Genomic DNA, 12,712 nt, shown 5'->3' with positions numbered 1-12,712 from the left:
TAAAGTCGCATCAACTCATCGAGAAGGCCCGGCAATAACGCCTGGGTCACTGACAGGAGGAGTTGCTATGCGTACCTGGCTGATTACCGGAGCTTCCCGTGGTTTTGGCACCCTCATCGCAGAACATGCCCTGCGTGCCGGCGACGCCGTGATTGCCACCGCCCGCAAACCGCAAGACATTACCGACCGCCTCGGCGAGCACCCGAACCTGCTGGCGGTGCGCCTGGACGTCACCCGTGAAGAAGAGGCCCACCAAGCGGTGGCGGAAGGCATCAAGCGTTTTGGCCGCATTGATGTGCTGATCAACAATGCCGGCTTCGGCGTACTGGGCGCGGTGGAAGAAACCAGCGCCAGCGAAACCGAGCGCCTGTTCGCCACCAACGTCTTCGGCCTGCTCAACGTGACTCGCGCCGTGCTGCCGCACATGCGCGCCCAGCGTAGCGGGCGGGTCATCAACATCTCATCGATTGGCGGCTATCAGGCCTACATGGGCTGGGGTGTCTACGGCTCCACCAAGTTCGCGGTGGAAGGCATCAGCGAAGCGCTACGTCAGGAACTGGCGCCGCTGGGCATTCATGCCACGGTGGTCGAGCCGGGCTTCTTCCGCACTGATTTCCTCGATGAACAATCGCTGGTCAAGACCGCTCTGGTGCTGCCGGACTACGACGAAACCGTCGGCAAGATGCGCACCTTCGCCGAAGCCGCCAACCATGCGCAGCCGGGTGATCCGGTGAAGTTTGCCGAAGCCATGCTGGCGCTGGTCAATGCGCCGAACCCGCCGCAACGGCTGGCGCTGGGCAGCGACACCATCGCGCGGATCGAAGCGAAGAATCGATTGGTGGCGCAGGAACTGGCCGAGTGGAATGCGCTGGCGCTGTCCACGGACTTCAAGGACTGACACGCCGCCCGACTCAGCAATCGCAGGCTGCGCTCTGTTGATCGCAGCCTTATTTTTCTTTTCATTGGACGAAATCATGACAACCGTCTCCCAGCCCCATGGCGCGCGCGACAAACTGCTGATCCTCGCGGCCATTTGCCTGTCGGCACTGGTCCTTCCGTTAAGTTTTACCGGTGGCGCGGTGGCGACGCCGGCCATCGGCCGTGACTTGGGCGGCAGCCCGGTGGCGCTGACCTGGATCACCAATGCGTTCATGTTGTCGTTCGGCAGTCTGCTGATGGCGGCGGGGGCGTTGGCCGATGTCTATGGGCGCAAGCGCCTGTTCACGGGCGGCATGCTGCTATTTACCGCTGCGTCGATTGCCCAGAGCCTGGCGCCTTCGGTGTTCTGGCTGGATGTGTTGCGGGCGATTCAGGGCGTGGCCGGGGCTGCGGCGCTGGCCAGTGGTTCGGCAGCGCTGGCGCAGGAATTCGAAGGCCATGCGCGCACCCGTGCCTACAGCATGCTGGGCACCACGTTTGGCATCGGCCTGGCGTTCGGCCCATTGGTGGCCGGGGCGCTGATCGAGGCGTTCAACTGGCGTGCGATCTTTGTCTTCACCGCGCTGATCGGTGTGATTGCGATGGTCTTCGGTCTGCCGCGCATGCGTGAGACCCGCGACCCAGACGCCAGCGGTCTCGACTGGCCGGGCACCGTGACGTTCAGTTCGATGCTGGCGCTGTTCACGTTCGGTGTGATCCAGGCCCCCGAAAGCGGTTGGGGCAGTCCGTTGGTAGTGGGGCTGTTGGGCGCTTCGGCGTTATTACTGGCGCTGTTCGTCCTTATCGAAATGCGCGTGAAACGCCCGATGCTCGACCTGACCCTGTTCCGTTTTCCACGCTTCATCGGTGTGCAGATGCTGCCGATTGGCACCTGCTTTTGCTACATCGTGCTGGTGGTCATGCTGCCGCTGCGGTTTATCGGCGTCGAAGGCTTGAGTGAAATCGATGCCGGTCTGCTGTTGCTGGCGCTGTCGGCGCCGATGCTGGTGGTGCCGATGCTCGCGGCGTCCATGACCCGTTTTGTCTCGGCCGGCATTTTGTCGGGCGTGGGTTTCCTGATTGCTGCTGTAGGTCTGCATTGGCTGAGCCTGTATAACGTCGGCGAGCCAAAATTTGCGCTGGTGGTACCGATGGTGTTGATCGGGATTGGCGCAGGTTTGCCGTGGGGCTTGATGGACGGGCTGTCGGTCAGCGTGGTGCCGAAAGAACGCGCCGGCATGGCGGCCGGGATTTTCAACACGGTGCGGGTGGCGGGCGAGGGGATTGCACTGGCCAGCGTGGCGGCGATTCTTGCCTCGCTGCTGCATACCAATCTGCAGGCCGTGGCCGGTGGTGCAGACGCCGCGCTGATTGCCGAGACCGCGCACCGGGTGACCACTGGCGACATGGCTCACGCGATCAACACGATTCCAGGGTTGGCCAATGAACGTCTGGTGCAAGGTTACGCTTCGGCGTTCCAGTATCTGCTGCACATCCTGACGATCATCACGCTGGCGTCAGCGGCTGTGGTGCTGGGGCTGTTGAGCAAGGAACGGACGGTATCGGAGCCACAACAGGCGGCGGCTTGAAATGAAAAAGCCCGGAAGCGCAAAACGCTTCCGGGCTTTGTTCATTGGATCAGCGGCGATCCAGCCACACGGTTTGCGCATTGCAGAACTCGCGTACACCGAAGTGCGACAGCTCGCGGCCGAAACCGCTCTTCTTCACGCCGCCGAAGGTCACACGCGGATCACTGGCGGAGTAGCCGTTGATGAACACGCCACCGGTTTCCAGTTCGCTGGTCAGCTGCTGGGCCAGGGTGACGTTGGCGGTGTAGATCGTAGCGGTCAGACCGAACTCGCTGTCGTTGGCCAGGGCCACAGCGTGGGCGCAGTCGCGTGCGGTGATGATCGAGGCTACCGGGCCGAACAATTCCTGTTTGAACGAGGTCATGCGGTCGGTGACGTTGGCCAATACGGTCGGCTCGTAGTAGTTGCCCGGCCCTTGGGCCTTGCCGCCACCGAGCAGCAGGGTGGCGCCTTCTTCCAGGGTGTCGCGCACTTGCTGATCCAGTTCGTCGCGCAAATCGAAGCGGGCCATCGGGCCGATGTAGTTGTCGGCGGACAACGGATCGCCCATCTTCAACTGGCGGGTGGCTTCGACGAATTTGCGGGTGAATTCTTCAACCACGCCTTCTTCGATGATCAGGCGTTTGGCGGCGGCGCAGACCTGGCCGGAGTTCTGGTAACGACCAATCACTGCTGCTTGTACGGCTTCATCGATATCGGCGTCGTTGAGCACGATGAACGGATCGGAACCACCCAGTTCCAGTACGCATTTCTTCAGTGCAGCACCGGCCTGTGCGCCGATGGCCATGCCGGCGCGGACGCTGCCGGTCAGGGTCACGGCGGCAATGCGCGGGTCGGCGATGGCAGTGGACACGCCTTCCGGGGTGACGTTGATCACTTCAAACACGCCATCGGCAAAACCGGCGCGAATGAAGGCATCACGCAACAGATAGGCGCTGCCCATCACGTTCGGCGCATGCTTGAGCACGTAGGTGTTGCCGGCGATCAACGCCGGGACGGCGCCGCGCAGCACTTGCCAGATCGGGAAGTTCCACGGCATTACGGCGAGGATCGGCCCCAGCGGACGGTATTCGATGCGCGCCTTGCCGCCTTCGACCAGTGTTGCTTCGGCGTTGAGCATGGCCGGGCCGTGTTCGGCGTACCACTCGCAAAGCTTGGCGCATTTCTCGATTTCGCCACGGGCCTGGGCGATCGGCTTGCCCATTTCCTGGGTGATCATGGTCGCCATGGCTTCGCTGCTGTCACGCAGGGCGCCGGCCAGCGCGGTCAGGGCGCGGGAGCGATCCTGCAGCGGTTTGCGTTTCCACTTGCCGAAACCGAACGCGGCACGGGTCAGCGCGGCATCGAGGGCCTCGGCGGATTCGAAGGCGTAGTGACCGATCTGCTCGCCAGTGGCGGGGTTGATCGAGATGGCGTGGGTCTGGCTGGAAATCGGGCTCATGGCATCGTCCTGCGAGGTCAGTGGATGCGCTCAGAGTAGGGTGGCGTTTGATTTCTGGAAACTGAATAATAAAGAGCGTTTCTTTCACGATTGGAGAATGACTGTGGATCTGGTGCAACTGGAAATCTTCAAGGCCGTTGCCGAGCACGGCAGCATCAGCGCGGCGGCGGCGCAGATCCACCGCGTGCCGTCGAACCTGACGACGCGCATCAAGCAGTTGGAGGAGGATCTGGGCGTCGACTTGTTCATCCGCGAGAAAAGCCGCTTGCGCCTGTCGCCGGCCGGTTGGAGTTTTCTGGAGTATGCGCGGCGGATTCTCGACCTGGTGCAGGAAGCGCGCGCCACGGTGGCCGGCGAGGAACCGCAAGGCGCGTTTCCGCTGGGCTCGCTGGAAAGTACGGCGGCGGTACGGATTCCCGGTTTGCTGGCGACGTATAACCAGCAACACCCCAAGGTCGATCTGGACCTGTCGACCGGGCCGTCCGGGACGATGATCGACGGTGTCCTCTCCGGGCGCCTGGCGGCTGCATTTGTCGACGGCCCGGTCTTGCACCCGGCGCTGGAAGGCATCCCGGCGTTCGAAGAGGAAATGGTCATCATCTCGCCGCTTCATCACGGGCCGATCCAGCGCGCTGCGGACGTGAATGGCGAGAACATCTATGCCTTTCGCTCGAACTGCTCCTATCGCCATCACTTCGAAAAATGGTTCAGCACCGACGCTGCCGTACCCGGCAAGATCTTCGAAATGGAGTCCTATCACGGCATGCTCGCCTGCGTCAGTGCGGGCGCCGGTCTGGCTCTGATGCCGCGCAGCATGTTGCAGAGCATGCCCGGTTGCGCGACGGTGAGTGTGTGGCCGCTGGCGGCGGATTTTCGCTATCTGACGACGTGGCTGGTGTGGCGGCGGGGCACCGTGTCGCGCAGTCTGAGCATGTTCGTGCGCTTGCTTGAGGAGCGCGGCGTGGTGCGTGCAGAAGAGAATTGACACTTTGTGTCATGGTTGTATCTTAGGCGTCCTGTTTCGCAATATAAAAAACTATACAGCGCAAGCGATGCGCGATTAGCCAGAAGGAATCAGCGATGACCACAGCCCTGAGCGGCAAAGAAGCGGTAGGCGAACGTTTTGTGCTGGAGACGATGCGTCACGCCCAGCAGTTGACTTGGAAGGCCGTGGACGAGATCGCCAAGGTGATCAAGCCCGGTATGCGCGAATCGGAAGCCCATGCACGGGGCAAGGAAATTCTCGTCGAACTGGGCATGGACCGGATCTGGCATCCGCTGCTGATCCGCTTCGGTGCCAACACGCTGAAGACCTTCAAGGAACGCTCCGAAGGCGATCCGGTGCTGGGCGAGGAAGACATTTTCTTCATCGACATGGGCGTGGTCTGGGAAGGCCATGAAGGCGATGCCGGGGCGACGTTCGTCACCGGGTCCGATCCGCAAATGATCGCTTGCGCGGCGGCCTCCAAAGCACTCTTCGACAAGGTCGAGGCCTTTTGGCGTCAGGGCGTAACCGGTGTCGAGTTGTATCGCTACGCCACCGATCAGGCCGAGGCCATGGGCTGGAAACTGAACCTGGACATCAAGGGCCACCGGGTCAGTGATTTTCCCCATGCGATCTATCGGGGCGGCAATCTGGGGGATTTCGATCAGGCTCCGAATGCCGGTGTGTGGATTCTGGAAATCCAGATCGAGCACCCTGAACTTCCGTACGGCGCCTTCTATGAAGACCTGCTGATCTGATTCACTTTGGCGGTGCTAGAGTCAGGAGTCGATGTTCATTCAGGTGCAGCGCTGTAGTTGTAACTACATAGCGCTTGCTCAGATGATGCAGGCCGTTTCCTAACTCAAAAGTCAAAAAAAGGACGTCCATCATGAAAGTCAGTGCCCGCAACGTTTTTAAAGGTCAGGTCAGCCAGGTTCAGGAAGGCTCGGTCAACGCGGAAGTTGTCCTGACCCTGCCGGGCGGCGAGAAGCTGGTTGCTGTCGTGACCCTGGCCAGCCTCAAGAGCCTGGGCATCGCGGTGGGCAAAGAAGCCGTTGCGCTGGTCAAGGCGCCTTGGGTGATGCTGATGACCGAATCCGACGGCATTCGCCTGTCGGCCCGCAACTGCCTGCAAGGCAAGGTGCTGAGCGTGACCGATGGCGCCGTCAACGCTGAAGTAGTGATCGAGCTGGCCGGCGGTTCGAAGGTCTATTCGATCGTGACCCGCGACGCGGTGAACGAACTGGGCCTGGCCGCTGGCATCAGTGCGACGGCGGTGATCAAGGCTTCGCACATCATTCTGGGTGTGCCGGCCTGATTAAACACGCGACTCGATAAAAATGCCCGGTTCGGTGATTTGCCGAACCGGGCATTTTTTATTGGCCATCGATACTGCGGGGTAGGTCGAGTAGATTTCCGTCGCGCAACACCTCCGGCAACAACACATCCGGAAAACCCTGATACGCCACCGGCCGCAAAAAGCGCTCGATCGAGGTCATGCCGACCGAGGTAAAGCGACTGTCCGAAGTGGCCGGGAACGGCCCGCCGTGCACGGTGGCGAAAGTCACTTCCTGAGGATGGGCGAAGGCGTTGACCACGATGCGTCCGGTGCGACGTTCGAGGATCGGCAGCAGACGCCGAGCCAGGTCCAGATCGCGGTCTTCGAGGTGAATGGCCGCGCTCAGTTGGCCTTTGAACGACCGCGCGACCGCCAGCAATTCTTCCTCATCGTTGACCGTTACCAGCAACGCGGCCGGACCGAACACTTCATGGGCCAGCGCCGGTTCGCCGAGCAGGCGTTGACCGTCAACTTCCAGCAGCGCCGAGCGGCCTTCAAATTGGCCATCCGCTGGTGCGCCGACTGCCACCAGATTCGCACCAACGCTTTCCATCGCCACCAGCCCTTTGACGTATGAACCGTGAATCCCCGGGGTCAGCATCGTGCGTGCCGGTGCATCACTGATCCGTTTGATCATGGCGCTGCGCAATGCTTGCAGGCCATCGCCCTTGACCGCGATCAGGATCGACGGACACAGGCAGGCTTGCCCGACATTGACCAGCATCCGCTCGGCGAAACCATCACCGATTTCCGCGCCGCGTGCCGCCATTGCTGCGGGCAGGATGAAGGTCGGGTTGACGCTGGTCATTTCGGTGAACACCGGGATCGGGTCGGGACGCAACTGCGCGCGGCGATAGAGCGCCATGCCGCCCAGTTCCGAACCGGTGAAGGTCACCGCTTTGATCAGCGGGTGATCGACCAGCGCTTCACCGATGGCATTGCCGCCGCCGCGGACCATGGAGAAAACCCCTTCGTGCAAACCGTGTGCCTGTACGGCCTTGCGGATGGCGAGGGCCTGGATTTCCGAGGCGCCGGGGTGGGCGTTGTGGGCCTTGAGAATCACCGTCGCACCGGCCGCAAGCGCCGAGGCGGTGTCGCCGCCGGCCACCGAATAGGAGATCGGGAAGTTGCTGGCGCCGAAGATCGCCACCGGGCCTATCGCGATCTTTTGCAGCCGGTGATCCATCCGTGGCCGGGGCTGACGCTCAGGTTGCGCCGGGTCGATGGCCAGTTGCAGGAAGCGACCCTTGCGCACCACGTCGGCGAACTGGCGGAACTGGGTAGCGGCCTTGGCGGCTTCGCCTTCCAGTTGCGCTTGGGGCAAACCGGTTTCCAATGCGGCGCGGGCGGCCAGTTCCTCACGGACGGCGTCGAGGTTATCGGCGATGCTCTCCAGAAACGCCGCGCGTTCGGCCAGCGAGGTATGGCTGTAGCTGTCGAATGCCGCGTCGGCAAGGGTTGCAGCCTGATCGACCTGGGCCGCGCCGCCAAAGGCGAACTCTGGTTCGATCAGTTGATGGGTTGCCGGATTCAGCGCTTTCATCGTGCCCTCGGTGGCGGGGATGTCAGAGGCGCCGATCAGCAGGTGGCCGGTCAGACTCATTTCGACTCACCCTGTGTGTTGAGGCTGGCGATCAACTCGTCGGTGGTCGTGACGACATGGGCGAAGGTCGGGCCGTTCAGCTCATGGGCGGAATGCATCATCTCTGGTTTGAACGCCGCGGTCGCGTCGCGCACCAGCGTGACGTGGTAACCCAGTTCGCTGGCGTAGCGGGCGGTGGCTTCGATGCAGGTGTTGGCCAGCAAGCCGACGATGATCACGTGGGTGATGCTCTTCTGCTTGAGGCGAAAATCGAGGTCGGTGTTGGCAAAACCACTGGAGCCCCAATGCTCCTGAGCGACGATGTCGCCGTCCTTCGGCGCGAAATCCGGGTGCCATTCACCGCCCCATTCGCCACGGGCAAAGTGGTGCATGTGCATGATCTTTTGTTGGGTCGGGCTTGGGTGATCCCAGTTCTCGTAGTCGCCTTTGACCCAGCGGTGATGCGGTACGATGACCACCGGAATCTGCAGGCCACGCACGGCGCGGTCGAGTTTGCGCAGGTTGTCGAGCAGGCCGTTCTGGTCGGCGATCGGTTTGATCAGCGGAAAGATCTTGCCGCCGTCCGAGAGGAAATCGTTGTACGGATCGACCAGCAGGTAGGCGGTTCTGTCGAGTGGATAGAGAGGTTTCGACATGACGATGTACTCCGGCAATGAGAGTGATCGATGCTCAGGGCTTGTTCCCGCATCGTGTTGATATGATAATCATAGTAACTGTGAAAGAGGCAAGCCCTGATGGCTGTAAACGATAGTCTTCCCGATACGCTGTGCCCGATTTCCCGGGCCGAGGCGATCGTCGGCGACCGCTGGACGGTGCTGGTTTTGCGCGAGTTGTTCATGGGCAGCCATCGCTATGACGAGATTCAGGCCCAGACCGGCGGTACGCCGCAGATGGTAGCCGCTCGTCTGAAAAGCCTGGAGGCAGACGGACTGGTCGAGCGTCGCTTGTACAACGAGCGGCCGAAACGCTATGAGTACCACCTCACCGCGAAGGGCGAGGCGTTCTACCCAGTGGTGATCGCGTTGCGCGCCTGGGGAGAGACCTGGTGCAAGTCGCCGGAGGAGGGGCTGGCCGTGAACATGATCCACAAGCACTGCAACCACAGCGCCGGCCTCGGACCGCTGTGCGATCACTGCGGGGAACTGTTGCGGCGCGAGGATCTGATCAGCCAGCCGCAAGAGGCTTATGTCGCCGAGCGGCAAGCGCGGCGCGAGGCGTTCAAGGCGAAATAGGCGGTTCCAGCCAAAGCAAAAAAAGGCCCTCACAGTTGAGGGCCTTCGTGTATCAGCAAAGATCGGATGACTTACAGATTGCCCGCCAGCTTCCCGGTCATCAGTCGCCGACGATAAGCACTGTCACGACTGGCCAACCAGAAATACAGCGGCGACGTCACCAGCAACCCCACCAGCCAGGAAAGGTCCGCGCCGTTGATGTGCGCCGACACCGGGCCAACGTACAGCGGCGTGTTCATGAACGGAATCTGCACCGCGATCCCGATCGCATACGCCAGCAAGGCCTGCGGGTTGTAGCGGCCGTAGATGCCACCGTCGACCTGGAAGATCGAGGCGATGTCGTACTGGCCTTTGTGGATGGCGTAGAAGTCGATCAGGTTGATCGCGGTCCACGGCACCAACACCACCAGCAGCACCAGCACCATGTCGACGAAGTGCCCGATGAAGTCTGACGACGCGCCGACTGCAGCGAAGCAGCAGGCGAGCAGTACGATCAGCGAAATCACCGCGCGGCTCTTGGCGGTCGGAATCCAGCGATAGGCGAAAGTCTGTACCAACGTGATCAGCGACAGCACCGCGCCGTACAGGTTGAGCGCGTTATGGCTGATCACGCTGAGCAGGAACAGCACTAGCATCAGCGGGCCGATCGAGCCGGTGGCGAGTTTCACCGCGTCCATGGTGTCCATGCCCACCGGGGTTGCCAGCACGGCGACGGCACCGAAAATGAACGACAGGCTGGAGCCCAGTGCGGAACCGAGGTAAGTGGTCCAGAACGTCGCGGCCACCGGCACATTGGCTGGCAGATAGCGCGAGTAATCCGACACATACGGCGCAAACGCAATCTGCCACAACGCCGCCAGCGACACGGTGGCGAGCCAGCCCGAAAGGTTGAAACCGCCACGGGTGAGGAAGTCAGCCGTCTGCACGTGAGTCAGGATGTAGCCAAAGCCGACCACGATGCCGATCCCCAACACCCAGGTGCCGATGCGGTTGAGCACGTGGATGAAGCGGTAACCGATGATCCCGATGATCCCCGACCCCAGCGCGCCGATCACGATGCCGACCGGCACCGGAACGCTGTCGACCACGCCATGCAGGGACTTGCCAGCGAGCACGATGTTGGAGGCGAAGAAACCGATGTACATGACGCCGGCAATCAACACCACCAGCAGCGCGCCGAGGGAACCGAATTGCGCACGACTCTGGATCATCTGCGGAATGCCCATCTGTGGGCCTTGCGCCGAGTGCAGCGCCATAAGCACACCGCCGACCAGATGGCCGACCAGAATGGCGACGATGCCCCACACCAGATTCAGGTGAAACAGCTGCACGCCGAGTGCGCCGGTGACGATGGGCAGCGGCGCGATGTTGCCGCCGAACCAGAGGGTGAACAGATCCCGAACCTTTCCGTGGCGATCTTCGGGCGGCACATAGCCGATCGTGTGTTTTTCAATGAGCGGTGCGGACGTTGTTGCAGAGGTGGCCATGACGAACTCCAAGGCAAGGACGAGTACGTGGACGTACTTCAGTGAGCGCCGGCACGGACGGCGCATTTCTTGTTGGGGTCGATCATGGGCAAGGAAAGGGGAGAGATAAATTAGTAGTTTTGTTGCTTCAGGCGTTAAAAAAACGAGGTTCTCCGGTCAGCTGAAAGCGCTCTGTTTCGGGTGTTTCAGCGCCATGAGCGACAACGCAGCTGACCTCCATCGGAGCAGCTGTCTGTCGGTGAACCTGCGGCTTGGCTGCGGACTTGAATCCAGCAGCCAGACCGTTTTTTCAAAGGCGAATCGAAGCCAGCATCCGTTGCAGCATCTCATCGCAGGCCTTGAGCTGATCGCGGCTGACAAACTCGTCCGGCTTGTGACCCTGGTCCATGCTGCCGGGCCCGCACACCACCGTGGGAATCCCCACCGCGTCGAACAAGCCGCCTTCGGTCCCAAACGCAACAGTGCCGAAATCGTCCGAGCCACAGAACGTGGCGATCAATTCGGCAGCCTGGCTCCGGGCATCCGTCGCCAGTCCCGGATACGCCGACAGTTCGCTGAACCGGATATCGCTCTGCTCGCTGACGGCCCGCATGCGCGGCAGCATTTGCTGTTCGGCATAGGTCTTGAGTTGCTGCGCGACGATAACCGGATCCAGCGAGGGCAGGGCGCGGATTTCGAAATCAAAACGGCAATCGGCAGGGACGATGTTCAACGCCTTGCCGCCGCTGATCACGCCGGTTTGCACCGTTGAATACGGCGGGTCAAAGCGCGGGTCGAGGTGTTCATCCTTGAGCTGGCGGCCGATGCGTCCCAACTCGCCGATCAACTCGGCGGCGCATTCGATGGCATTGACCCCGAGTGGCGCGTAGGCCGAATGACAGGCGTGACCCTGGACATCGCAGCGCATCGCCAGTTTGCCCTTGTGCCCGAGCACCGGTTTGAGTTCGGTCGGCTCGCCGATGATGCACAGCAACGGTTTGACCGGACGTTGCTCCAGCACCTTGAGCAGCGAACGCACACCGAGGCAACCGACCTCTTCGTCGTAGGACAGCGCAATGTGTACCGGCATGCGCAGCGGTACTTTGACCAACGACGGCACCAACGCCAGCACGCAGGCGATGTAGCCCTTCATGTCCGCCGTGCCGCGACCGTACAACTTGCCGTCGCGCTCGCTGAGTTCGAACGGTGGCACGGTCCATGGCTGACCATCAGCAGGCACCACATCGGTGTGCCCCGACAACACAATCCCCGGCCGATCTGCCGGGCCAATGGTGGCGAACAGGTTGGCCTTGCTGCGGTCTTCGTTGTAGATCAGCTCGCATGGCACATCGAAACTTTCGAGGTAGCTACGCACGAAGTCGATCAATTGCAGGTTGGACTCACGGCTGGTGGTGTCGAACCCCACCAGCGTCTTGAGCAACGCGACGCTGTCGCTCATCGGTTGTCTCCGGCAACCCCATAGCCCGGCGCCTTGGCCGGATCCAGGGCACGGTCGATATAGTCCTGAAGCTGCGGGCAATAGGCGTCCCAGAGCTTTTGCAATTGACCGATCGGGTCTTCATCGGCCCAGTCCACCCGAAGGTTGACGATGGGCCAGGTCAACTCGCCGACCACGACCACGGCTGCCGAATGCACCGGACCTGCTTCACCGCCCAGGGCCTGGGCGGCGTGCAGGGCCTTGATCAGACGGTCGGCCAATTGGCCTTCGCCTTCTTCGAACGCGCTGACCATGGCTTCGATCACCGAGCGCCCGGCGAGCATGTTGCCCGCCGCTACGCACTGTTCGCCCGACACGGCGTTGTGCACGCCCAGGGTTTGTGCGCCGCTGAAATGCGCGGTCTGCCCGAGGTGGTTGATTGCCGTGATCTGCCGGTACTGACTGTAGCCGTTGCGGGTGAGCACCTTGTCCAGCGCTGCCTCGGGCGCCAGGCCTTGCTCCATCAAGGCGAGCACTTCCGGGCCGAGGGACGGCAGGGTGATGTTCTGGCTCGACACCGCGCCGACACCCGGCAACAGCCATGGACAACGGGCGCCGACGGCAATGCTGGAGGAACTGATGGCGATGCCGAACTGGCCGGTTTCGGGGCAGCGGGCGACGATGGAAAATGTCATGTGTGG

At 61.9% G+C, this 12,712-nt stretch carries 12 protein-coding genes; 6 read left to right on the top strand and 6 right to left on the bottom strand.

What is annotated here, in order from left to right; all coding sequences use genetic code 11:
- The first annotated feature begins 67 nt into the window (after positions 1-67).
- Positions 68-898: an oxidoreductase gene (locus AC1RME_RS08370; protein ID WP_493090979.1), complete on the top strand. Its 831-nt coding sequence runs from the start codon at positions 68-70 to the stop codon at positions 896-898.
- A gap of 76 nt (positions 899-974) precedes the next feature.
- Positions 975-2,507, top strand: a complete 1,533-nt coding sequence (locus AC1RME_RS08365; protein ID WP_096820104.1) for an MFS transporter — start codon at positions 975-977, stop codon at positions 2,505-2,507.
- 49 nt (positions 2,508-2,556) lie between these two features.
- Here AC1RME_RS08365 and AC1RME_RS08360 read toward each other — a convergent pair whose 3' ends face one another.
- Entirely contained in the window at positions 2,557-3,948 is a 1,392-nt protein-coding gene (locus AC1RME_RS08360) for an aldehyde dehydrogenase family protein (protein WP_096820103.1), read from the bottom strand.
- Between the two features lie 103 nt (positions 3,949-4,051).
- Between AC1RME_RS08360 and ptrR the strand changes: the two genes are divergently transcribed.
- The 3 genes from ptrR to AC1RME_RS08345 all read left to right on the top strand — a co-directional run bounded on the left by ptrR (position 4,052) and on the right by AC1RME_RS08345 (position 6,251).
- Positions 4,052-4,933, top strand: coding sequence for a putrescine utilization regulator PtrR (ptrR, locus tag AC1RME_RS08355; RefSeq protein ID WP_039767672.1), 882 nt, complete (start codon positions 4,052-4,054; stop codon positions 4,931-4,933).
- A 95-nt stretch (positions 4,934-5,028) separates the two neighbouring features.
- Positions 5,029-5,691 carry a M24 family metallopeptidase gene (locus AC1RME_RS08350; RefSeq protein ID WP_096820102.1) on the top strand — a complete coding sequence of 221 codons (663 nt, stop codon included), beginning with the start codon at positions 5,029-5,031 and terminating at the stop codon, positions 5,689-5,691.
- A 131-nt stretch (positions 5,692-5,822) separates the two neighbouring features.
- Positions 5,823-6,251: a TOBE domain-containing protein gene (locus tag AC1RME_RS08345; protein ID WP_096820101.1), complete on the top strand. Its 429-nt coding sequence runs from the start codon at positions 5,823-5,825 to the stop codon at positions 6,249-6,251.
- Between the two features lie 58 nt (positions 6,252-6,309).
- Here the strand turns inward: AC1RME_RS08345 and AC1RME_RS08340 are convergent, their stop codons facing one another.
- Complete coding sequence (locus AC1RME_RS08340) at positions 6,310-7,875, bottom strand: aldehyde dehydrogenase (NADP(+)) (RefSeq protein ID WP_493090976.1); 1,566 nt, start codon at positions 7,873-7,875, stop codon at positions 6,310-6,312.
- Positions 7,872-8,510 (bottom strand): cysteine hydrolase family protein, encoded by a 639-nt coding sequence (locus AC1RME_RS08335; protein WP_096820099.1) that lies wholly within the window; start codon positions 8,508-8,510, stop codon positions 7,872-7,874. The genes AC1RME_RS08340 and AC1RME_RS08335 overlap by 4 nt, the downstream gene beginning before the upstream one ends.
- A 99-nt stretch (positions 8,511-8,609) precedes the next feature.
- On the opposite strand from AC1RME_RS08335, the gene AC1RME_RS08330 reads away from it, so the two are divergent.
- Positions 8,610-9,107, top strand: a complete 498-nt coding sequence (locus tag AC1RME_RS08330; RefSeq protein WP_096820098.1) for a winged helix-turn-helix transcriptional regulator — start codon at positions 8,610-8,612, stop codon at positions 9,105-9,107.
- A gap of 71 nt (positions 9,108-9,178) precedes the next feature.
- Here AC1RME_RS08330 and AC1RME_RS08325 read toward each other — a convergent pair whose 3' ends face one another.
- The 3 genes from AC1RME_RS08325 to AC1RME_RS08315 form a co-directional block, all read right to left on the bottom strand.
- Positions 9,179-10,594: a purine-cytosine permease family protein gene (locus AC1RME_RS08325; RefSeq protein ID WP_096820097.1), complete on the bottom strand. Its 1,416-nt coding sequence runs from the start codon at positions 10,592-10,594 to the stop codon at positions 9,179-9,181.
- Between the two features lie 289 nt (positions 10,595-10,883).
- Positions 10,884-12,032: an acetylornithine deacetylase gene (gene argE / locus AC1RME_RS08320; RefSeq protein ID WP_096820096.1), complete on the bottom strand. Its 1,149-nt coding sequence runs from the start codon at positions 12,030-12,032 to the stop codon at positions 10,884-10,886.
- Complete coding sequence (locus tag AC1RME_RS08315; RefSeq protein WP_096820095.1) at positions 12,029-12,706, bottom strand: DUF1028 domain-containing protein; 678 nt, start codon at positions 12,704-12,706, stop codon at positions 12,029-12,031. The genes argE and AC1RME_RS08315 overlap by 4 nt, the downstream gene beginning before the upstream one ends.
- Positions 12,707-12,712 lie beyond the last annotated feature (6 nt).

This window comes from Pseudomonas sp. GW822-FHT03F08 (assembly GCF_058801265.1).
Note: the sequence above shows the minus strand (reverse complement) of the source record. Positions and strands in the feature narration are given on the sequence as shown.

What these genes read in the sequence shown, in the direction of transcription:
- AC1RME_RS08330 (WP_096820098.1), top strand. Translation starts at nt 8,610, where the DNA reads ATGGCTGTAAACGATAGTCTTCCCGATACGCTGTGCCCGATTTCCCGG.
- AC1RME_RS08315 (WP_096820095.1), bottom strand. Translation starts at nt 12,706, where the DNA reads ATGACATTTTCCATCGTCGCCCGCTGCCCCGAAACCGGCCAGTTCGGC.
- AC1RME_RS08360 (WP_096820103.1), bottom strand. Translation starts at nt 3,948, where the DNA reads ATGAGCCCGATTTCCAGCCAGACCCACGCCATCTCGATCAACCCCGCC.
- AC1RME_RS08365 (WP_096820104.1), top strand. Translation starts at nt 975, where the DNA reads ATGACAACCGTCTCCCAGCCCCATGGCGCGCGCGACAAACTGCTGATC.
- argE (WP_096820096.1), bottom strand. Translation starts at nt 12,032, where the DNA reads ATGAGCGACAGCGTCGCGTTGCTCAAGACGCTGGTGGGGTTCGACACC.
- AC1RME_RS08345 (WP_096820101.1), top strand. Translation starts at nt 5,823, where the DNA reads ATGAAAGTCAGTGCCCGCAACGTTTTTAAAGGTCAGGTCAGCCAGGTT.
- AC1RME_RS08325 (WP_096820097.1), bottom strand. Translation starts at nt 10,594, where the DNA reads ATGGCCACCTCTGCAACAACGTCCGCACCGCTCATTGAAAAACACACG.
- AC1RME_RS08370 (WP_493090979.1), top strand. Translation starts at nt 68, where the DNA reads ATGCGTACCTGGCTGATTACCGGAGCTTCCCGTGGTTTTGGCACCCTC.
- AC1RME_RS08335 (WP_096820099.1), bottom strand. Translation starts at nt 8,510, where the DNA reads ATGTCGAAACCTCTCTATCCACTCGACAGAACCGCCTACCTGCTGGTC.
- AC1RME_RS08340 (WP_493090976.1), bottom strand. Translation starts at nt 7,875, where the DNA reads ATGAGTCTGACCGGCCACCTGCTGATCGGCGCCTCTGACATCCCCGCC.
- AC1RME_RS08350 (WP_096820102.1), top strand. Translation starts at nt 5,029, where the DNA reads ATGACCACAGCCCTGAGCGGCAAAGAAGCGGTAGGCGAACGTTTTGTG.